At 69.0% G+C, this 21,243-nt stretch carries 20 protein-coding genes; 3 read left to right on the plus strand and 17 right to left on the minus strand.

Annotated elements, in window-relative coordinates:
* Positions 1-15 precede the first annotated feature (15 nt).
* The 13 genes from eccD to JO379_RS11800 all read right to left on the minus strand — a co-directional run bounded on the left by eccD (position 16) and on the right by JO379_RS11800 (position 12,808).
* Entirely contained in the window at positions 16-1,422 is a 1,407-nt protein-coding gene (eccD, locus tag JO379_RS11740; protein ID WP_372449067.1) for a type VII secretion integral membrane protein EccD, read from the minus strand.
* Positions 1,423-1,435: 13 nt separating this feature from the next.
* Positions 1,436-1,915 (minus strand): hypothetical protein, encoded by a 480-nt coding sequence (locus JO379_RS34110; RefSeq protein ID WP_372449068.1) that lies wholly within the window; start codon positions 1,913-1,915, stop codon positions 1,436-1,438.
* A gap of 39 nt (positions 1,916-1,954) precedes the next feature.
* Positions 1,955-2,527, minus strand: a complete 573-nt coding sequence (locus JO379_RS11750) for a hypothetical protein (RefSeq protein ID WP_209514869.1) — start codon at positions 2,525-2,527, stop codon at positions 1,955-1,957.
* Positions 2,528-2,553: 26 nt separating this feature from the next.
* A complete protein-coding gene (locus tag JO379_RS11755) occupies positions 2,554-3,249 on the minus strand; it encodes a hypothetical protein (RefSeq protein ID WP_209514870.1) in 696 nt (231 codons plus the stop codon).
* Positions 3,250-3,281: 32 nt separating this feature from the next.
* The gene (locus JO379_RS11760; protein ID WP_209514871.1) at positions 3,282-3,599 is read right to left on the minus strand and encodes a hypothetical protein; all 318 of its coding nucleotides are present in this window, start codon (positions 3,597-3,599) and stop codon (positions 3,282-3,284) included.
* Positions 3,600-3,761: 162 nt separating this feature from the next.
* Positions 3,762-4,406 carry a hypothetical protein gene (locus JO379_RS11765; protein ID WP_209518658.1) on the minus strand — a complete coding sequence of 215 codons (645 nt, stop codon included), beginning with the start codon at positions 4,404-4,406 and terminating at the stop codon, positions 3,762-3,764.
* Positions 4,407-4,421: 15 nt separating this feature from the next.
* On the minus strand, positions 4,422-6,923 hold the full coding sequence (locus tag JO379_RS11770; RefSeq protein WP_209514872.1) for a hypothetical protein: 2,502 nt from the start codon (positions 6,921-6,923) through the stop codon (positions 4,422-4,424).
* A 123-nt stretch (positions 6,924-7,046) separates the two neighbouring features.
* Positions 7,047-7,820, minus strand: coding sequence for a hypothetical protein (locus tag JO379_RS11775; RefSeq protein WP_245381445.1), 774 nt, complete (start codon positions 7,818-7,820; stop codon positions 7,047-7,049).
* Between the two features lie 37 nt (positions 7,821-7,857).
* A complete protein-coding gene (locus JO379_RS11780; protein ID WP_245381446.1) occupies positions 7,858-10,386 on the minus strand; it encodes a hypothetical protein in 2,529 nt (842 codons plus the stop codon).
* Positions 10,383-10,766, minus strand: a complete 384-nt coding sequence (locus JO379_RS11785; RefSeq protein ID WP_130877745.1) for a DUF6507 family protein — start codon at positions 10,764-10,766, stop codon at positions 10,383-10,385. Before JO379_RS11785 ends, JO379_RS11780 begins: the two co-directional genes overlap by 4 nt.
* 44 nt (positions 10,767-10,810) lie before the next feature.
* Positions 10,811-11,125: a pore-forming ESAT-6 family protein gene (locus JO379_RS11790; RefSeq protein WP_130877746.1), complete on the minus strand. Its 315-nt coding sequence runs from the start codon at positions 11,123-11,125 to the stop codon at positions 10,811-10,813.
* A gap of 19 nt (positions 11,126-11,144) precedes the next feature.
* A complete protein-coding gene (locus JO379_RS11795; protein ID WP_130877747.1) occupies positions 11,145-11,477 on the minus strand; it encodes a hypothetical protein in 333 nt (110 codons plus the stop codon).
* A 191-nt stretch (positions 11,478-11,668) separates the two neighbouring features.
* The gene (locus tag JO379_RS11800) at positions 11,669-12,808 is read right to left on the minus strand and encodes a PP2C family protein-serine/threonine phosphatase (RefSeq protein ID WP_130877748.1); all 1,140 of its coding nucleotides are present in this window, start codon (positions 12,806-12,808) and stop codon (positions 11,669-11,671) included.
* 171 nt (positions 12,809-12,979) lie between these two features.
* On the opposite strand from JO379_RS11800, the gene JO379_RS11805 reads away from it, so the two are divergent.
* A complete protein-coding gene (locus JO379_RS11805; protein WP_130877749.1) occupies positions 12,980-14,227 on the plus strand; it encodes a GNAT family N-acetyltransferase in 1,248 nt (415 codons plus the stop codon).
* 23 nt (positions 14,228-14,250) lie between these two features.
* Here JO379_RS11805 and JO379_RS11810 read toward each other — a convergent pair whose 3' ends face one another.
* On the minus strand, positions 14,251-15,054 hold the full coding sequence (locus JO379_RS11810) for an Fpg/Nei family DNA glycosylase (RefSeq protein WP_130877750.1): 804 nt from the start codon (positions 15,052-15,054) through the stop codon (positions 14,251-14,253).
* Positions 15,055-15,234: 180 nt separating this feature from the next.
* Positions 15,235-15,720: a ribose-5-phosphate isomerase gene (locus JO379_RS11815; RefSeq protein WP_130877751.1), complete on the minus strand. Its 486-nt coding sequence runs from the start codon at positions 15,718-15,720 to the stop codon at positions 15,235-15,237.
* 154 nt (positions 15,721-15,874) lie between these two features.
* On the opposite strand from JO379_RS11815, the gene JO379_RS11820 reads away from it, so the two are divergent.
* Positions 15,875-17,323: an amino acid permease gene (locus JO379_RS11820; RefSeq protein ID WP_130877752.1), complete on the plus strand. Its 1,449-nt coding sequence runs from the start codon at positions 15,875-15,877 to the stop codon at positions 17,321-17,323.
* A gap of 220 nt (positions 17,324-17,543) precedes the next feature.
* On the opposite strand, the gene JO379_RS33895 is transcribed toward JO379_RS11820, so the two are convergent.
* The gene (locus JO379_RS33895) at positions 17,544-18,368 is read right to left on the minus strand and encodes a CAP domain-containing protein (protein WP_307841964.1); all 825 of its coding nucleotides are present in this window, start codon (positions 18,366-18,368) and stop codon (positions 17,544-17,546) included.
* Between the two features lie 169 nt (positions 18,369-18,537).
* Complete coding sequence (locus tag JO379_RS11830; protein ID WP_130877754.1) at positions 18,538-19,140, minus strand: biotin transporter BioY; 603 nt, start codon at positions 19,138-19,140, stop codon at positions 18,538-18,540.
* 480 nt (positions 19,141-19,620) lie between these two features.
* On the opposite strand from JO379_RS11830, the gene JO379_RS11835 reads away from it, so the two are divergent.
* The gene (locus JO379_RS11835; protein ID WP_209514876.1) at positions 19,621-21,030 is read left to right on the plus strand and encodes an amino acid permease; all 1,410 of its coding nucleotides are present in this window, start codon (positions 19,621-19,623) and stop codon (positions 21,028-21,030) included.
* Positions 21,031-21,243 lie beyond the last annotated feature (213 nt).

Below are 21,243 nucleotides of genomic sequence, written 5' to 3' on the forward strand. Positions count from 1 at the left end.
TGTCTCTCCTGGAGCTCAGAACTGGTGGAGCAGACGTACGTAGACGCCGAACACCCCGACCGCGAGCGGGAACAGTGCGATCACGCCGATGGTCTCGACGAGGTCCACGGCGCGGCGCAGCCGGACGCCGACGTGTTCCGGCAGCCGGACCGCCAGCACGGCGAGCGGCACGATCGCCACCCCGCAGAGCGCGGCCAGCGGCCCGGTCGGCGTGCCGGGGATGTGGTCGATCCACAGCACCACGAGGCGGACGAGCAGCACCAGGGCGGCCGCCAGCAGCGTGACGACCTCGGCGATCAGGGGGAAGGCGCGCGAGCGGGAGAGCAGCACGACCACCACGACGGACGCGAGCAGCACCGTCCACCACGAGGGCGAGGTGACGGCCAGCAGCCCGCCGGCCGCGGCGGACACGGCGACGGCGACCGTGGCCAGGACCAGTCCGCGGTGGGTGGCGGCCAGGGCGGTCTCGACCTCGTGGCGGCTGACGGAGGAGCCGCCGGAGCGGCGGTCGTCGAGTCCGGTGAGCCCGGCCGCCATCAGCGCGAGACGGGGCAGCAGGCCGAGGACGACGACGGAGACGACGGCCATGACGGATCCGACGCGTGCCGGGTCGTCCTGGAGCGCGGCGACGGCCTCCCACGCGCCGGTGGTCGCGACGACGGCTCCGGCGCCGATCAGACCGCCCTTGCCGAGCTGCGAGAACAGTCCGAGGAGGGCGAGGGTCACGGCGAGCGCGGCCGGCACGGCGGCGAGCCGCGCGGGTCCGGTCCAGGCGTGCGCGTCGGCGGCGGTCCACGCGGCGAGCGCGCCGAGCGCGCCACCGGTGAGCATGAGGGTGGTGCCGAGGTCGCGGCCGGCCTGGCCCGCCCGGTCGTCCGTCCGGGCGCGCTGACCGCCCTGGCCGGCCCGGATGCCGATCCGGCCGGCGACGGCGCCGACGGCCGCGACGAGCACGGCCGTCACGGCGAGCGCGGCCGCCACCGAGGCCGGGCCGAGGCTGGTGCGCGCGAGCACACCGGCGGTCACGGCCAGCACGATCGTCGCCAGGCTCGCGGTCCATCGCCGGGCCTCGGGCCGCCAGCGCCAGGCGCGGACGTCCAGGTCCTCGGCGAGCTCGTCGGTGACGTCGTGCACGACGGGGGCGGAGGGCGCGTCGTGCACACGGACGAGCCGGAGCACGGCACCGTCGGGCACGGCGGCCTCGGCGAGGGTCCCGTCCTGCGGCAGAACCGTTCCCTCAGCGGTGATCAGATGCCGGGCCGCCGGTCGCTCGCCGACCCTGTCGCCCAACAGCCGCAGAACGTCGGGCAGAAGCCGCCCGATGGGTTCGTCCGCGGGCAGCACAAGATCCACTCGCCGGCGGTCGCCGACGAGAGTGATCCTGCTCAATTCCGTACGCTTTTTTTCCCCCACATTCACCACGCGGCAGAACCTATCACTGGGCCGGCTCCGTCACTTTGTGCGTTCCTTTCGGGGTTTTCGCCGATTTCGTAGGCGCGGGGGACGGCTTCGCATAGGAGCCGGACGGCTTCGCGCGCGGGGCGGTCGGCTTCGTATGCGAGGCAGTCGGCTTCACATACGAGCCGGGCAGCTTCGTATGCGGCGCGGACAACTTCTTGTGCGAGGCGGACGGCGAAGGCGACAACGAAGGCGACGGCGTCACCTGCGGCGCATAGCGCTGCTGTTGCTGCTTCTGCTGCTCTTTCTGCTTGGCCAGGGTGTGCTGGATGAACGACCAGCCCACACAACCGGCACACAGCACCGCCGCGACGGCGATCCCCGCGAATATCTTGCCGAGCTTCTCGTCCGCCGTACGGCGGGCCCGCTGGGCACCGAAGATCAGCGCGTCCCGCATGCGCCGGCGCCGTACCGACACCGACTCCAGCAGCTGACTGTCGTAATCCTTCGTCATCATTCCCCGATCAGCCGAGCCCGGCCGACTCCTGTGAACCCGCTACGAACCCCGCGCGATCTGAAAGGCCATGAACAGCAGCCAGCTCACCGGAATCAGCAACCCCAGCACCGCGGGCCGCTTCCGCAGCGGCACACCGGGGTTCATCTGCATACCCGGCTGCCCCGGAACGGGCGGCGGGAGTTTGTTGATCTTGACCCTGACGAAGAGGTTCCACAGCAGGGTGAAGGGGGTCAGCAGCACCAGCGACAGCGGGCTCCACCAGCCCTGGAGCAGGGTCTTTCCGGTCATGTCGCGCCATACGGCCGTGCCGCAATTCCGGCAGAACGGCCCCTTGAGCGACAGGGACCGCATCATGATCAAAATGCCCTGATGCCCGCGCACGGTCGCCTCGACGGCGGGAAATCCACCGCACAGGCGGCAGTGCACCTGTCCTGACGGCGGCTGAAATCCCTGCTGCGGCGTGCCCTGCTGATCCCAGCCCTGCTGGGGAGCGTGGCCCTGCGGGGGCATCTGGCCTTGCGGAGGCATCTGCCCTTGCTGCGGCGGGAAACCGGGCTGCTGCTGGAACGGCTGTTGCGCCGGAAATGGCTGCTGTTGCGGCGGAGTAGCCACAAAAGTCCCCCGAATCAATCACTGCACTATGGAACGGCGCGGTCATGACACACACCGGCCGCTATGCCTATCAACTTTTGCCGGGGGAACGCAAAGTGCCGCCGCCGTTCGGCACTTCGCGGACCTTCCGACGCACTCTGCCGTCGCCGACCGTCAGCGGATGACAACCGAACCGGACGATCCAGGGCCTCGGGGCGTCGGCCCGTCGGCTCGGGACCCGTCAGCTCAGGCCCCGCGAGCAAGGCCTTGGCGCGGAGGAAGATGTCGGCGTCCTCCAGCTCTACGGCTTTCGCCTCGATATCGCTCACGATCCGCTTCAGCACTTTCGCCCACTCGCCGACGAACGTCCGCGCAGGGACCACTGCGTCGCCCCGCTCGGTCAACAGCGACTCGTAGTTCCCGAGCGTGCTGTGCCAGCGCGCCTGAATCCTCAGCGAATCGTCCTCGCGGACCATTTGCCACTCAGCAGAGAAGGTATCGGCTCCCCAGAACACCTCGGCCGCGGAGAATTCCGGCCGCTGAATCTCCTCGAGAAGAGGCACCAGGTCGTCGAGAAGGGCCGCGAGGTCGTACCCGTACGACAGCCGGACCGGCACCAGGTTCCACACGAGAATGGCGTCCTCGGCGTCGGAGGAGTACATCTCGCCGACCGCATCCGCCATGTCGGCGGCGGATGCACACGTCCGAACGGCCGGGCAGCCTGCCTGGATCAAGAAACTCATCGGCGCACCTCGCGCGTCACCATTCGCCACGCTTACTCTGCCGACCGGAGCTCCAGCACCGCGTCCGTCAGTTCCATGAGGCGCTCCTGCCCGACGGCCGGCATCTGGAAGCCCGCCGCGCGGGCCCGGGTGACGAACTCGTCCGGCAGGGTGAGGTGATAAGTGGTCACGTAGAACCAGAGATCTCCTCGCCATACCCATTCGCCGTCGGTGAACAGGGAACCGCCACCGATGATGCTCTCGCCCGACCCCAGCACGTCGTCCACCACGCCCATGGACGCGAAGAGCACGTGACCGCCGCGCAGATAGGCTGCGATCTCCCGCTCGTCGGGGCCGGGCGCATCCCTCACGGCATCACGGATGCTGCCCGGCGGAGGATCCTGCGCTGCCGAGCGGCTTCCAGCGGCGCGAGGGTCCGGGACCCCGGCCTTGAATACGTCAACCGTTGCCTCTCAAAAGCATCCGCCCAGATGCCTTGCAGCGATTACGGCAATTTGCTCCGGGTTGGCCATCTAGCCAAATACCGCATCGGTGAGATCCGGCCCCCGACCGTCGATGATGTCGGGATCCTTGAGCCCGTGACCCTCTGCTCGACCGTAGTACGTCGGCTCGCCGGGCTCCGCCTCGACTCCGAGCACCTGAACGAGCTCCTGCAGGGCTGAAGCGAGCCGCGGCGCGTTGGCAGCATGGATGGCCGGGTGGGGCTCACCCCGGAAATCACACCGACCCCACACATCGTGGTACACGGACAGTTCGGCCGAAGGGCCGATCTCGTCAGGTGACACCATGAGTTCGACCAGACGGTACTCGTTGTGGCGCGTTCCGCTCGCGTCGAGCCACGCCCCGGATCCCAGCACAAGAATTCCGCCCATCTCCGCCTGCGGGTGACCGGTCGGCCGACAGGCGCGGAGGTCATCGGGCAATGCCGGATCGTCGAGCGAACGCCTGACAAGGTCCAGGCGGCTATGGATACCGAGGCCGCCCTTTCCGACCTGGAACCAGTTCCACTCAAGCGAGTCCGGCTCCAGCAAAGCGTGCTTCTGGAGCACCGCACCCATGCGCCCCGCGGTCCTGAGCGCGGACTCCAGGCCAGGCTCCGCCACGTCGTCCAGGTCCCAGAACCACGAGCCGCACTCTCTCGGCGAGCGCATCAGCATAGTCATCGAACTTCCTTATCGCTTGGCGGCATTGGTCGGATAAATGGTGACAGACCCGTCGTCGAATTTTAGTTCAAAAGAGGCGTTAGTGCGGTCAGCGGCCCTCTGCACGGCCTGGATTTCACGCTCCGTGAGCTCGCTCCGGAGACCCTTGACATCCAGAATGCCAACCTTGACATCAACTCCAGACCCACCGAGCTGCTTGTCCGCGATCTTCTTGACTGCCGACTTGATGCCCGTGACGCTGTCCACGTCCTTGAGCTGGGCACCGTATTCGATTCGGCCATCCACGCGGACCAGCACGTCAAGATCGAGCTGCTTCTCGGGAAGCTTCAGCTCGAATTCGATGTTCTTGATTCCCTTGGCCTGGAGCTCCGCAGCGTGCTCCATCGCCTGATGCACAGCCGGGATCATGTCGTTCTGCTTGACCTGAAAAAGGAGGCCCTTGGGATCCTTGAACATGGGGATATCCGCAAATCTGCCGCTCGAGATGTATTCTGCAACAGCTGCCCCGTATTCCGACTTCTTCAGCTGCGTCAACATACGACCCTGGTCCACTGGCGGCACCTTCGCGTCCTTGAGAGCCGCCGTAACGGCGGCCTCCCGCTCAGGGGCCATAGGTCCGCTGGGCTGCTGGCCTATCCGGTCGCCTTCCAGAATGACCGCAGGCTGCCGCTCAGGCTTTCCGGAGCCGCTTCCCGGACCATCGCCGGTCCCACCCCCGTCACCCGAGGACGGGCCGTCGGCATCACTGACGCCACCTGGCGTCTCCGGGCCGTCGCCATGGCCGCCCATGTCGTGACCGGAGGAACCCGGACTACCGTGACCGCCGCCACCGCTAGGGGTGTGCGAGCCACCGCTCCCGCCTGACGGCGTGTGCGAGTCCGTGCCGTTGCCAGTCGAGTGATCCGCAGCATGACCGCCCGTGGACGGCGTGTTGGGCGAACCGCCACCCCCGCCGGTCGGGTGGGACCCGCCGCCCGGGTGCGCCGAACCCGTCGGGTGGTTCGCGGAGTTCTCCACGCGGCTGGGCCCGCCCGCGCCTTCGAGGACCTTCGGCTCCTCCTTGACCGGAACGGTCTCGCGCTCCTTGACGTTCGGCAGGTCGTCCTTGTGCGGCTCCGGGTGGGGAGCCGTGTCGGGGACGACGTCGCCGTGCTCGTCCCGGATGAAACCGTCGTCACCGATGACGCGCTTGTTGCCCTCGGCGTCGGTGTACTCACGACCGGCGGGCGTCTCGCCCGTGGGGGTCTTCTCCCCGGAACCGGCGGGGTGCGTGGACGCCCCCTCCGGGTGAGCTGAGGGCGCGTTGCCCTCACTCGGGTGCGGTGAGTTCCCCGTGGGGACGTTGCGGGCCATGTCGTCCAGGCCCGCCTGGCTGGCCTTCAGGCCCGTCATGAGGTCGCCGACCTTGAGCTTTGTAAGGCTCCCGGCCTTGACGACATACGTCATCGGGTCGACGATCACGCCCGTCTTGCCCACCACGGTCGCCACCTTCGCGCCCGCGCCCAGCTTCCCGGCCTGGCCGGCCTGGCCGGCCTGGCCGAGCTTGAAGAACGCGCCCGCACCGAGGGTCAGGACGTTGAACGCAACCGTCCCACCGGCCCGCGAGGGGTTCTTGCCCCACTCGTCCCACGCGACGAAGGATTTACCGAAGTTGCGCAGCGCCGCCTTCTGCTTGTCGGTGTCACTGTGGTCGGTGGGGCCGAACGTCTTGTCCATCACCCAGTCGTACGGGGTCATGATGTACGCGCTGACACCGCCGAAGACATCACCGATACCCGACCAGGTCTTCTTGAAGTTGTCCCAGTCGAAGACATTGGCCATGCTGCCCAGGCCCTTGAGGGTGCTCCAGGCACCGTCGACGAAGAAGCCCTTCACCGCACCGCCGACGTTGTCCTTCGTCCACTCCCACGCGGCCCGCAGACCCGTGTGCTCACGCTTGTCGACCGTGCCCCAAGGAGTCTTCTTGGCGTCCTTGACGTCGCTTTCCTTGAAGCCGTACATACCGGCCTTGTGCGAACCGTCGTCGACGACGAAATGCGTGCCACCGACCAGCGCAGTGATCTTGTTGGCCGCGTCACGCTCGACGCCCTGGAACGCCACCCAGGTCGTGCCGACCTCACGGACAAGACGCGCATTCTCGTCGATCTTGCCCTGGTCCTGCTGCCAGTCGTCGTCATCCTTGTTCTCGGCGACGAACTTCTTCGCATCCGCGCGCAGCTGATTCATCTTGTCGACCAACGGCTTCGCAGACGACGCGAAACTCGTCAACGCACCACTGACCGACTCCAGCTTCTTCGCGAAATCATCCGCCTTGTCCCGCACCGGAATCGTCGAATCAAGCAATTGCTCCTGCTCGGGAGCGTCATACACCGGATCCAACGCCTGAAAAGCAGTGTGCACGTCCCTACCCGTGCCACGAATGCTGGAAGCAGTCTTCTTCAGCTCACCAGCATGCTTCTCTAACTCCTCCAGCTTTCCCGTGAAGGTCGGTATCTTCCCCAGATCAATCACTTTTCGCCCCCCTCGAACTCTCCGCCGGCTTCAGCGGCCCCTACCGCGTCGACGGCGGCCGGTGCACCGCCGTAGCGGTGCACCGGCCGCCTTCGCATACGTCCGCTTCGACGAGAAGCCGCCCTACTCGGCGCGCCCCAGCGCCTCGCGAACCTCCGCGCACACCTTCTCGTCACCGACCGCCGTCAGGTACTCGGCGAATTGCCGGGACTCCGGCCCCTTGGCGCGGTACACCAGCGCGACCGCGTGGTTCAGGGCGCGGGGGGAGGAACCGACCTTCAGCACGCTCGTGGCCAGCTCCACGCCCAGGGGGCCGTCGATCACCGACACGGCACTGGCCAGGTCGACCAGCTGCGTGGGCAGGTCGAACCGGGGCTTGGCGCCCGACGCCAGGGACCGTACGCCCCGGTCGACGGCCTGCTTGATGTCGTCCAGCAGCGCCCGCAGTGTGGCGTTGTCGAACAGCTCGCCCAGCTTGTCCTCGAAGTACTGGCTGTCGGCGAGCCGCACCAAGGCGCGGGCCGCCTCCACGCGCAGTTCCTCGGTTCCCTTTTCCCGTGCCAGGTCCCCGTCGGCCACCGCGTCCGCGAGCTGCGCGAACGTGCTGTCGACGGAGAACTTGCGGTCGACCGAGAAGTCGTACCAGGGCGTGCCCCCGGGGTCCGCGGCGGCCCGGATGACCGCCTCGTAGCCGGCCGTCTCGCCCCAGGTCGACAGCGCCACGCAGGCCAGGAAACGCTCGATCTCCGGTTCGGCGGGGTCGTTCATCAGCTCGACGAGTCCGGGCACGCGGTCCCGGTGGCCGGGCTCGTCGAAGGCACCGAAGATCACGTCGTCGATGTCCGTCGTCGGCTCACCGTCGAAATCCGTGCCGAGCAATTCACTGAAGCGGGTCATGAGTGGCATCCTTTCGCATTCCGCCCGTCGGTCGTCGTCACGGTCCGCTGATGTAGTCACGCGGCACGACGCCCTTGATCAGCCACTCCGAATCCCGGCGGGTGTGCATCATGTCCTTCATGCGCTGCGCGAGGCTCTTCGTCTTGGCCTTGCCGAGGCCGAGTTCCTTGGCGATTTCCGCGGCCCTCGCATCGATCTCGGGGTGCGGTGTGTCCCGCGGGACGGTGATGTCCACGGGCCGGCCGGCGACCTTGTCGGCAGCCTGCTGGATCGCCTTCTCGACCTCCCTCGGCGAGTAGACCTCCACACCCTTGACCTTGCCCTTGGCTATGTCGTCCACGAGCCGGGGCAGATCGATCTGGATCTTCTGGCCGCCGTAGTCCTTGGCGTTGGCGCCGTCCTCACTGGTCGAGGTGTAAGGGCTCTCCGACTTCTTCGGCTCGCGTCCCACGATGTGGTCGACGATCGTCGCGTCACCGTTGGGGTTGGCGGGTACGAGGTCGCCGTCCTCGTTGAGGTAGCTCTTGCGCTGGCCCTTGTTGTTGTGGGTGTCCGAGAAGTCCGCGTCATGACGCTTGAGGGGCGGGGGAACCTCGGCGGGACCGGGCTGGTACGTGCCGGGCGGCGTGTGATCACCCGAGCCGGAGTCGCCGGAGTCGGAGCCCGAGCCGGAGTCACCCGAGCCCGAACCCGAACCCGAACCGGAGTCACCTGCGCCGGAGTCACCCGCGCCCGCGCCCGAACCGGAGTCGCCCGCGCCCGCGCCGGAGTCACCGGTGTGACCCGCACCCGCGCCGGAACCGGTACCCGAGCCCTTGTCCGAGCCCGAGCCGGAGCCCGAATCGGTGGAACCGGAGTCCTTGCCCGAGCCACCGGTACCGTCCGAGCCACCGTGCCCGCCGGCGCCGCCGCCCGTGCCCGGCGTCTCGCCGTGGCCGCCGGCGCCATGGCCCGTGCCGCCGCCGGACGGGGTGTGCGAGCCCGCACCCGTCCCCGTCTCCACGCGGCTGGGTCCGCCCGCGCCCTCGAGCACCTTCTCCTTGACCGGCTCCTTGGCCGGCTCCTTGACCGGAGCGGTCTCGGGCTCCTTGACGTTGGGCAGGTCGTCCTTGTGCGGCTCCGGGTGGGGAGCCTTGTCCGGCACGACGTTGCCGTTCGTGTCCCGGATGTGACCGTCCTCGCCGACGACGTACTTTTCGCCGTCGGGGCCCTCGTACTCACGGCCGGCGGGCGTCTTCTCACCGGAGCCGGCAGGGGTGGACGAAGAATCACCAGCGTGGGACGGGGTCGAAGAACCGTCGCCCGTGTGGGCAGGCGTCGACGAGCCCTCGCCCGAGGGGGAAGGAGTCGTGTCGCCCGTGTGGGCCGCAGGCGGGGTGACCCCGGTCGGGTGCGGCGAGGTGCCGGTGGGGACGTTGCGCGCCATGTCGTCGACGCCGGCCTGGCTGGCCTTCAGGCCCTCCATGAGGTCGCCGATCTTCAGCTTGGTGACACTCGCCGCCTTGCCCAGGTAGCTCATCGGGTCGACGAGCACACCCGCCTTGCCCATGACGGTCGCGGCCTCCGTGACCATCCCGGCCTTTCCGGCCTTGCCGAGCTTGAGGAACGAGCCCGCGCCGAGGGTCAGGCCGTTGAACGCGACGATCCCGACCGCCTTCGACGGATTCGTGCCCCACTCGTCCCACGCGACCAGCGACTTGCCGAAGTTGCGCAGCGCCGCCTTCTGCTTGTCGGTGTCACTGTGGTCGACCGGGCCGAACATCTTGTCCATCGCCCAGTCGTACGGGGTCATGATGTACGCGCTGACACCGCCGAAGACGTCGCCGATGCCCGACCAGGTCTTCTTGAAGTTGTCCCAGTCGAAGACGTTGACCATGCTGCCCAGGCCCTTGAGGGTGCCCCAGACGCCGTCGACGAAGAAACCCTCCAGCGCACCGCCGACGTTGTCCTTCGTCCACTCCCACGCGGCCCGCAGGCCCGTGTACTCACGCTCGTCGACCGTCCCCCAAGGCGTTTCCTTGGCGTCCTTGATGTCGCTTTCCCGGAAGCCGTACATACCGGCCTTGTGCGAACCGTCGTCGACGACGAAATGCGTGCCACCGACCAACGCGGTGATCTTGTTGGCAGCATCGCGCTCCACTCCCTGGAACGCCACCCAGGTCGTGCCGACCTCACGGACAAGACGCGCATTCTCGTCGATCTTGCCCTGGTCCTGCTGCCAGTCGTCGTCATCCTTGTTCTCGGCGACGAACTTCTTCGCATCCGCGCGCAGCTGATTCATCTTGTCGACGAGCGGCTTCGCACTCGACGCGAAACTCGTCAACGCACCACTGACCGACTCCAGCTTCTTCGCGAACTCGTCCGCCTTGTCCCGCACCGGCATCGTCGAATTGAGCAGATGCTCCTGCTCGGGAGCGTCATAGACCGGGTCCAGCGCCTGAAAGGCGTTATGGACGTCCTTGCCCGTGCCGCGAATGCTGGAGGCAGTCGTCTTCAGCGAAGCCGCGTGCGTCTCCAAGGTCTCCAGATTGCCCGTGAAGGTCGGTATCTTCCCCAGATCGATCATTTCTTGGGGCCCTTCATCTCTTCCGGAGTCGGAGCCTTGGAGTACTCCTCCTGCTTGTTCTTCGCCATCTCCAGGTCGCCCTTGAGGTACTCCTCAGTGGCCAGGCGCGCGCCGGTGATGGACTTCCCCGTCCGGACCGGGAGGAACTTCAGGTCGTTCTCCGTCTTCTGCTGGAACTCCTGCAGCGCCTGGGCCACGGGACCGAACGCACCGCCCTTGGGGATCTCGGTCCCGCCCAGAACCATCGTGCCCGCCGTCGTCGCGGAGCCCATCAAGTGCTCGCCGTACGACTTGAACTCTTCCTCGAACTTGCCGCCGGCCTCGGCGGTCTTGCTCAGGACTCCACGAACGCCATCCGGCTTGATGTCCCACTTGGACACGATGCCCCCCGTTCTGTAAAACGTTTCTTTCCCGTGCCCCGGCGTCAGCCGATGTTGTCGACGGCGGCCTTGGCCCTGGCCAGCGTCTGGTGCGCCGTGCCGTCGTTCTTGTCCATCGTCGTACGCAGCAGCTTGATGATGGAGCGGACCTCGGCGGCCGCCTTGTCCCAGCGCTGCTCCTTGCCGTGGTACTCGTCCGAGACGCCGTCGGCCTGGAAGTCGGCCATGGCCGCCTTCACCGCCGCCTCGCGCTCGCCGAGCACCGTCTCCAGCCGGCCGATGATGCCGTCCAGCGACCCCTGCACCTCGGTCGAGGCGCCGATGTCGTAACTCCGCCGGTCCGTACCCGTTCCACCCATGTCAACTACCCCCGTATTCCTAGCGGCCCGAGAAACGAGCCGCGTCGAAGTTCGCCGCCGCCATCTGCTGCTTCGCGTTGTCCGCCGATTCCTGGTCACCCTGGCCGAACGAGGTGTCCATCCCCGACTGACCGCCCAGGATCGAGCGCAGCGAGCCGTTCAGCGCGGCCGTCACCTCGTCCGAGTGCGCCTTGAACTGATCGAACGCCACCTTGCCCGAACCGTTGAACTTGCCCTCCAACGGTGCGGCGGCGGCAATCAGCTGGCGGATCAGACCACCAAGATCCTCACTCGAACCCTGCGTACGGGACATCAGTCCCGTCAGCGCCGTGTTACCCATATCGAACTTCACGAGCTCACCCCCGGTCACCTCTCACAACAGGCCGCTCGAACATCCACGGCCCGCACTGGCGTGCCATGTCTATCAACCCCTCATTGCCGCCTGCAACGTGAGCAGGGGGCACTTCCGCATAGCTGTTACTCAGAAGTCGCATTCGTCGCACAACAAACCCGGCCTGTCACGGGCCTGTGACAAAGCGGGGCTCAGTCGCGGCAGATGAGCAGCAGCGCCCGGTCGTCATTGACGTCCTTGGCGACGGCCTCGATGAGGTGCCAGGCGGCGCCGTGGAAGCCGGAGGCGACATAGCGGTCGGCCTCCCCGGTGAGACGGTCCATGCCCTCGGTGAGGTCCCGTTCGGCCGTCTCGACGAGGCCGTCGGTGAAGAGCATGAGGACGTCACCGGGGCGCAGGGTGCCCTTGACGGGGTCGAACCGCGCGCCGTCGTAGACGCCGAGCAGGGGGCCTTCGGCGGCCTTCTCCTCCCAGCGGCCCGTGCCCGCGCTGAGTTGGAGCCCCGGCAGATGCCCGGCGGAGAGCAGTTCGTAGTCGCCGCTGTCGAGGTCGAGGACGAGGTGGACGGAGGTCGCGAAGCCCTCGTCCCAGTCCTGTCTGAGCAGATAGGCATTGGCGGCGGGCAGGAACTGCGGGGGTGGCAGCGAGCCCAGCAGACCGCCGAAGGCACCGGACAGCAGCAGGGCTCGGGAGGCCGCGTCCATGCCCTTGCCGGAGACGTCGGTGAGGACGACCTCCAGCGTGCGGCCGCCGTTCGTCCGCCCGGCGACGACGAAGTCGCCGGAGAAGGACTGGCCGCCGGCCGGGCGCAGGGCCATCTCCCGGTGCCAGCCGCGCGGCAGTTTCGGCAGCTTGCTCTGGACCCGGATCCGCTCGCGCAGGTCGAAGAGCATCGTGCCGCCGCGCCGCCAGGGCACCCCGACGCGGCTGCGGAACTGCGCGATGAGCAGCCCGAGGAAACCCACCGCGGCGACGACGAGGATGGTGCCGGGGGTGACCCGGTCGGCGCCGTACGAGCCGGGGTCATCCAGCGCCGCGGACTCCACGATGAGGGCGGCGGCCGAGGCCGCGTACAGCCCGAGCAGGCTCGCGGGCCGCAGCAGCAGTCCGCCGGCCACGATGGGCAGGACGAGCGCGGCGGGGTCGCACCACTCGGGGTTGGCCACGGTGCCAAAGGTCAGGGCGGGGACGGCGAGCAGCAGGGCGGTCAGGGCCAGCCAGTCGGAGCCGTCGCCGCGGAAATAGTCGACACCTGCTTTGCGCACACTCGTGCGGACCCGGTGCAGTCTTTTGCGCATCCGGGCCGTCGGGGTCTCCGCGCCGCCAGTCATTGCATCGGGACCTTATCCACCCATTCGGCGGTGCGTCGATTCACGCCGCGCCGACACGTCCGCCGGGAGGCACCGGTGTGCCGCCAGGAGGGCCTCGGGAACGACTCGGTAGAGCACAGCCTAGGCGAAATTCGTTCGCGCGGGCCGGGAACGCGCTGCTAGGCATGGGGTATGACGACGGAATTACGAGTATTGCGTCCTGACGACTGGGACCAGTGGTACGGAACGTTGGAACTGGCCTTCGGCGGGGCGGCGGACACCGCCGAGGAACGGACGCTGTGGCGGGAGCTGACGTGCTTCGACCGCTCCATCGGCGTCTGGGACGGCGATGAAGTCATCGGCACGGCGGGCACGTTGGCGTTCCGGATGACGGTGCCCGGCGGCGAAGCGGTGCCCACCGCGGGCGTGACGATGGTGGGGGTACGGCCGACGTACCGTCGGCGCGGGGTGCTGCGGGAGATGATGCGGCGCCTGCTCGACGACGTCCGGTCCTGGGGCGAGCCGCTGGCCGTGCTGACCGCCTCGGAGCCCGCGATCTACGGCCGGTTCGGCTACGGCGCCGCGACGCACAGCCTGCACGCGACCATCGACACCACCCGGGTGCGGATCACGGTGCCGCCCGGTACCGACGCGTCGGAGGGCGCGGAGGGCGTGCGGTTGCGTGACTCGAAGCCCGAGGATGCGCGCGACGCGTGCGAGGCCGTCTACGCGCGCCGGGCAGCCGCCCGTCCGGGCATGCTGGTCCGTCAGCCGGGCTGGGAGAAGCAGCCGCTGCTCGACCCGCCGGACAAGCGCGAAGGGGCCTCGCCGCTCCAGTGCGTGCTCGCGGAGGCCGACGGTGAGGTGGTCGGCTACGCGCGCTACGCGGTGCGCGCCGACTGGGACCTGGCCGGTCCGAAGGGCGCGGTGGTCCTGCGTGATCTGGAGGCGCTGACCCCGCAGGCGTACGCCGCGCTGTGGCGCTTCCTGACCGAGATCGACCTGACGACACGGGTCACCACGACGAACCGTCCCGTCGACGACCCGCTGCTGCACCTGGTGACCGACATCCGGCGCTGCGACATCGGGGTGCGGGACTCGCTCCACGTCCGGCTGGTCGACGTGGGCGCGGCGTTGTCGGCCCGTACGTACCGGACGCCGGTGGACGTGGTGTTCGAGGTGGCGGACGACTTCTGCCCCTGGAACGCGGGGCGCTGGCGGCTGACCGGTGATGCGAAGGGCGCGTCCTGCGAGCGCACCGACGACGCGCCGGATCTGGCCCTGTCCGTACGGGAGCTGGGCACGGCGTACCTGGGCGGGGTGTCGCTGGCCTCGCTGGCGGGCGCGGGCCTGGTGACGGAGGTGCGGCCGTCCGCGCTGGAGGAGGCCTCCTCGGCCTTCGGCAGCACGGTGGCGCCCTGGCTGCCGCACGGGTTCTGAAACCACCCCGGGCGGCCGGCCGGTCACTGGCAGGTGGGGCACCAGAAGAGGTTGCGGGCGGCGAGTTCGGCGGTACGGATCTCGCCGTCACAGATGTGGCAGGGAAGGTGGGCCCGGCGGTAGACGTAGACCTCGCCGCCGTGGTCGTCGACGCGCGGCGGGCGCCCCATGGCCTCGGGCGTGTGCTCGGGCCGGACGGTGTCGATCCGGTTGTTCCGCACGCCCTCGCGCATCAGAACGACCAGGTCGGCCCAGATCGCGTCCCACTCGGACCGGGTGAGCTCGCGGCCGGGGCGGTACGGGTCGACGCCGTGCCGGAAGAGGACCTCCGCGCGGTAGACATTGCCGACCCCGGCGATGACCTTCTGGTCCATGAGCAGCGCGGCGATCGTGGTGCGGCTCCTGGAGATCCGCCGCCACGCCTTGTCGGGGTCGTCACCGGGCCGCAGCGGGTCGGGGCCGAGCCGGTCGTGTATCGCCTGCTTCTCGCCGTCGGTGATCAGGGCGCAGGTGGTGGGCCCGCGCAGATCGGCGTAGGCACCGGGGTTCGCGAGCCGCAGCCGCACGGTCGCGGTGGGCGGCGGCGCCTGGCCCGTGCCGAAGCCGAGCTTGCCGAAGAGGCCGAGGTGGATATGGACCCAGCCGGTCGCGGCGAAGCCGAGGAAGAGGTGCTTGCCGTGGGCTTCGGCAGTCTCCAGCACCCGGCCGTCGAGCAGGGCCGCGCTGTCGGCGAACTTGCCCTGCGGGCTGCTCACCCGGGCCGGACGGCCCGCGAAGAGGTCGCGGTGGTCCGCCGCGAGGCGGTGGATCGTATGCCCCTCGGGCACGGCTTTGTCCTCCGGACGGGATGCGTTGACCGGCGCGGCTTCGAGATCGGGGCTCCGCCCCGGACCCCGGTCCTCAAACGCCGGACGGGCTGCTGTGCCGTGTCCTCAAACGCCGGACGGGCTGGTTTGTGCCCGGACGGGCCTGTTCAGCCCGTCCGGGCACTTGAGGACAAAGGGGTATCAGCCCTGCGGGTGGTGGGCGGGGATCGCCGGGAGCTCGCCAGTGGTCTCGTACGCGCTCAGCATCTCGATGCGGCGCGTGTGGCGCTCCTCACCGGAGTACGGCGTGGCGAGGAAGATCTCGACGAACTTCGTCGCCTCTTCCTGGGTGTGCATCCGGCCGCCGACGCTGATCACGTTGGCGTTGTTGTGCTCACGCCCGAGGGCGGCGGTCTGCTCGCTCCAGGCCAGCGCGGCCCGGACGCCCTTGACCTTGTTCGCGGCGATCTGCTCGCCGTTGCCCGAGCCGCCGATCACGATCCCGAGGCTGTCGGGGTCAGCGGCGGTCCGCTCCGCGGCGCGGAGGCAGAACGGGGGGTAGTCGTCCTGGGCGTCGTAGATGTGCGGTCCACAGTCGACGGGGTCATGGCCCTGGGCCTTGAGCCACTCGACGAGGTGGTTCTTGAGTTCGTAGCCGGCATGGTCGGAGCCGAGGTACACGCGCATGCGTCCGAGTGTGGCACGACTCGCCGGGGGCACCCGTCGTCGGGGCCGGGGGTTACCCCGTGAATACAACGATACGGATTCGGGTCTTCCGAAAGACACCTTCAAAAAGTTCTAATGCGGAAGCTCGAAACCCGAGAACCAAAGGAAACGTTCCATGAGCGCGACACCGCCGACAATGACGAAGGCGCCGACGGCCGGCGATCCCGGCCAGGGCCCCGCGTCCGGCCAGGACGGCCTGAAGGCCGGGCTCAAGAACCGCCACCTGTCCATGATCGCTATTGGTGGCGTGATCGGCGCCGGCCTCTTCGTGGGCTCCTCCGGCGGTATCGCCGCCGCGGGCCCCGGCATCCTCCTGTCGTACGCCCTCGTCGGCGCGATGGTCGTCTTCGTGATGCGGATGCTCGGCGAGATGGCCGCCGCCAACCCGACCTCCGGCTCCTTCTCCGCCTACGCGGACCGGGCGCTGGGCCGCTGGGCCGGTTTCTCCATCGGCTGGCTGTACTGGTTCTTCTGGGTCGTGGTGCTCGCGGTCGAGGCGACCGCCGGCGCCAAGATCCTCGAAGGCTGGATACCGGCCGTGCCCCAGTGGGGCTGGGCCCTGATCGTCATGGTCGTGCTCACCGCGACCAACCTGGCCTCGGTCGCCTCCTACGGCGAGTTCGAGTTCTGGTTCGCCGGCATCAAGGTCGTCGCCATCGCCGGCTTCGTCGCCATCGGTCTGCTCGCGGTCTTCGGTGTGCTCCCCGGCTCCGACAACCCCGGCGCCGGCTTCGACTACCTCACCTCGCACGGCGGGTTCCTGCCCAACGGTCCCGGCGCGATCCTCACCGGTGTGCTGATGGTCGTCTTCTCCTTCATGGGCAGCGAGATCGTCACCCTGGCCGCCGGTGAGTCCGAGGACCCGCAGCGCGCGGTCACCAAGGCCACCAACAGCGTCATCTGGCGGATCGGCGTCTTCTACCTGGGCTCGATCCTCGTCGTGGTCAGCCTGCTCCCGTGGGACTCCAAGGAGATCGCCGACAAGGGCAGCTACGTCGCGGCCCTCGACTCCATCGGCATCCCGCACGCCGGCCAGATCATGAACGTCATCGTTCTGACCGCCGTCCTGTCCTGCCTGAACTCGGGCCTCTACACGGCCTCCCGCATGGCCTTCTCCCTCGGCCAGCGCGGCGACGCGCCGAAGGCCTTCGCCCGGGTCAGCAAGACCGGCGTGCCGCGCATCGCGATCCTGGGCTCGACCGTCTTCGGCTTCCTCTCGGTGATCTTCAACTACGTGTGGCCGGACACCGTCTTCAAGTTCCTGCTGAACGCCTCCGGTGCCGTCGCGCTCTTCGTCTGGCTGGTGATCTGCTTCACCCAGCTGAAGATGCGCCGCATCATCGAGCGGGAGACCCCCGAGCGGCACGTCGTGAAGATGTGGCTCTTCCCGTACCTGACGTGGGCCACCATCGGCATGATCACCTTCGTGCTCGGCTACATGGTCTACGCGGGCGGCGACAACCGCCAGGTGGTTCTCGCCTCCGTGCTGGTGGGCGCGATCGTCCTGGCCATCGGCATCGTCCTGGACCGCCGCCGCAAGGGCGAGGCGGCTGCCACGAAGTAGTTCCCTCTCGCGTTTCGGGCCGGGCCCGTACCCCCTTGTGCAAGGGGGTACGGGCCCGGCCCGTTCGTGTACGCGATGGCGGCGCCGGGCGCGTGCCGGCTGCAGCAGCCCGTCCGGCGATTGAGGACACCGCCGCGCAGCGGTGGTGCACACGCCACGGCCCGCGGGGGCAAGCGCACGCCCGGCCCGTAAGGGAAAGCGCAGACAGGCCGGTCAGGCCCTAGCGGGAGGCGCCGAAGTTCTGGGTCCACCAAGGGCCGTTCGCCCTGAGGTTGATGCCCACGCCTATCTCCTTGAAGGAGCAGTTCAGGATGTTGTCCCGGTGCCCCTGGCTCTTCATCCAGCCGTCCATCGCCGTACGGGCGTCCTTGGGGCTCTTGAAGATGTTCTCGCCGTAGGTGCTCCAGCGGTATCCGGCGGCCGTCATCCGGTCGCCGGGGCTCTTGCCCTCGGGGGTGGTGTGGTCGTAGTAGTCGCGGGCGGCCATGTCGTCGGAGTGGCCCTGGGCCGCGGCCTGGAGCTTGGCGTTGACGGTGACGGGCGAGCAGCCGGCGCGGGCCCGTTCCGCGTTGACCATCTCCACGACCTGCTGCGCGAGACGGGCGGTCGGCCCGCCCGCCGGGGTGCCCTTGGGCTTGGGCTTGGGCTTCTTCGTCGGCTTGGGCTTGGGCTTGGCGGGGGAACCGCTCTTCTGGCCGGCCTTCGCCGGGTCCGCCGTCTCCTTCCCGGTCTCCTCGGGCTTCTTCTTCGGCTTCGCGGAGGCGGTGGCGGTCGGGGTCGCCTTCTTCTTCCCGGCGGCGACGGCGGCCGGCTCGGTGGCCTGGCGCCCGTCCCGCACCGAGGCCGCCCCGGCGGCCGGACGGCTGTCCCCGCCGCCGTCCCCCACCGCCTGGGCCACGCCGTAGCCGCCACCGGCGACGGCTATCAGGGCCACCGCCCCGGTCACCAGCGCGGCTCGCCGCGGGCGCCTGCCCCGGCTCCGGCGGGAGCGCCGGCTTCCCTCGGGGGCGGGGTCGAACGTCACAGTCTCGGGTTCACGGTTCACGCGGATCCACTTCCGGTGCGGGGTCTTGAGCTGGTCCAACACTCAGGAGACGCGGCGGCCGGACGCCGATAACAAAAATCTGCGGACGCGTGTACAGGCCGGGCCCGCACCCCCTCTTCGCTCTTCGTGAGGGGGTGCGGGCCCGGCCCGTACAGGTATCGCGGGGGTGTCAGCCGCGGCGCTCCAGCAGCTTCCAGGCGGCGGGCAGCGCGCCCATGGCGAGGGCGGCCTTCAGGACGTCACCGATCAGGAAGGGCGTCAGACCGTTCGCGACGGCGTCCGCGAAGGACATGTGCGTGGCGAGCGCGAGGTAGGGGACACCGACCGCGTAGATGATCGCGGAGCCCAGCGCCATGGCACCGGCGGTGCGCAGCACGGAACGGTCGGCACCGCGGCGGGCGAGGGCGCCGACGACGGTCGCGGCGAGCAGCATGCCGAGGACGTAACCGAAGGACGGGAAGGTGGCGCCGGACTTGGCCTCGGCGAACCACGGCATGCCCGCCATGCCGACGACGGCGTACAGCGCGAGGGAGAGGAAGCCGCGCCGGGCCCCCAGCGCGGTGCCGACCAGCAGCACGGCGAAGGTCTGGCCACTGACCGGGACCGGCGAGCCGGGCACCGGGACGGCTATCTGGGCGGCGATGCCGGTGAGGGCCGCGCCGCCCATGACCAGGGCGGCGTCGCGCACGCGGGCGCGGCCGGCGGTGGAGGCCGGGAGCAGATCGGCGAGGACCGTACCGGTCCGGGAAACTGAGGCAGCGGCGGTGGCCATCGGTACTCCGCGAGGTGACTGGGCAACTAAGGACAGCCTGACGTTAGCCGAGCGTCACCGCGCGAGCACCGGGCACCCGCGACAAACCGACGGCCTCCGGCTTGGAGGCTTCCGAACCCCGCACGCGGGGGCGGGCCTCCGGCCCGCGGCCTGCGAGGGCCCACCGGGCGACGACGGCCCGTGGTCGGGCCCTGAGCGTCCAGGCCGCCCGCGGGGCCCCCGCGGGCGCCCCGCCCGCCCCGGAGGGCGGAGAGCCGCGGCACCAGCCGCACACGCACCCCCGTCGCCGGCAGGTGACCCGCGCAAAGGCCGGCGCCCAGCGAACCCGTGATGCTCGTCACCCCCGACCTGCGGAGCTTGGCACATACCACCCGGTCGGGAGAATCTGTCGGAAGTAGCCGGATTCGCGGAGTCCACACATTCGGAGTCCATGAGTCCGCCGCAGCCCCCACCGCACAGATCCCGAGAGTACGAAGCCCCATGCACGACGCACCGTCTGTCGCCGAGTCCCGTACCGGTGACGAGAGAGAACCGCTGTCCGCGGGGCTGAAGCAGCGGCATCTGACCATGCTCGGGCTGGGCGGGGTGATCGGGGCCGGGCTGTTCGTCGGGTCCGGGGCCGGGATCGCCGTGGCGGGGCCGGGGATCATCGTGTCGTACCTGATCGCGGGCGCGCTCGCGATGCTGGTGATGCGGATGCTCGGCGAGATGTCCTCGGCGATGCCCGCCTCGGGCGCCTTCTCGGTGCACGCGGAGCGCGCGCTGGGCCGCTGGGCCGGGTTCTCGGTGGGCTGGCTGTACTGGTTCCTGCTGGTGGTCGTGCTCGCCGTGGAGGCGACCGGCGCCGCGCAGATCGCCCATGGCTGGGTGCCGTCGGTGCCGCAGTGGGGCTGGGTGCTGCTGTTCATGGTGGTGTTCACCACCGCCAACCTCGCCGCGGTGAAGAACTTCGGCGAGTTCGAGTTCTGGTTCGCGGCACTGAAGGTCGGCGCGATCGTCCTCTTCCTGGGCCTGAGCCTGCTGGCGATCTTCGGCGTGCTGCCGGACACCGAGGCCGTGGGGTTCACGAACCTCACCGGGCAGGGCGGCTTCCTGCCCAACGGCGTCAGCGGCGTCGTCTCCGGCGTCCTCGCCGTCGTCTTCGCCTTCGGCGGCCTGGAGGTCGTCACGATCGCCGCCGCCGAGTCCGACGACCCGGCGCGCGCGGTGGCCCGGGCGGTGCGCAGCGCCGTGTACCGCATCCTCTTCTTCTACGTCGGCTCGATGCTCGTCATCGTCACGCTTCTCCCCTGGTCCTCGATGAAGCCGGGGCAGAGCCCCTACGTGGCCGTCCTCGACCACATCGGGGTGCCGGGGGCCGGGCAGATCATGAACATCGTGGTCTTCGTGGCGCTGCTGTCCGCGCTGAACGCCAATCTCTACGGCTCGTCGCGGATGGTCTTCTCGCTCGCCGAGCGCGGGGAGGCGCCGCGCTCGCTGCTGAAGATCTCCGACGGTGGCGTGCCCCGACGAGCGGTGTTCGCATCGGTCGCTTTCGGCTTCATCTCGGTCATATTGAACCTGAAGTGGCCGGATTCGATCTTCCACTATCTGCTCAACGCGGTGGGTGCGGTCCTGCTCTTCGTCTGGGGTCTGATCGCCGTCTCCCAGCTGCGGCTGCGTCCCCGCATCGAGCGCGACGCACCGGAGCGGCTGACGCTGCGCATGTGGTGCTTCCCCTATCTGACCTGGGTCGCGCTGGCCGCGATGGGCGCCGTGCTGGTGCTCATGCTGACCGACGACGCGGCCCGGCCGCAGCTGCTGTGGTCGGCGGCAGCGACGGGCGCGGTGCTCGTGGTCGCGGGGCTGCGCGAGCTCCGGCTGCGCACGACGGGCCGCCCGGCCCGATAGATCGGCCGTAAAACACGTTTGTTCTGGCGATACATCAGGTACGTACGGTCATACCGACGTCTGAATATCGGACACCTCTGCAAAGGGTGTTGTCCTGAGCGAACGTGGCCTTCACACTGAGGCAACTTTTCCGCTCACACCCAACGGGGCAGACACGATCATGACCGGTATACCCCCCTCTCCGCCTGAGTGCGCGGCCTCCGACCCGAAATC

Source organism: Streptomyces syringium (genome assembly GCF_017876625.1).
Classification (GTDB): Bacteria; Actinomycetota; Actinomycetes; order Streptomycetales; family Streptomycetaceae; genus Streptomyces; species Streptomyces syringius.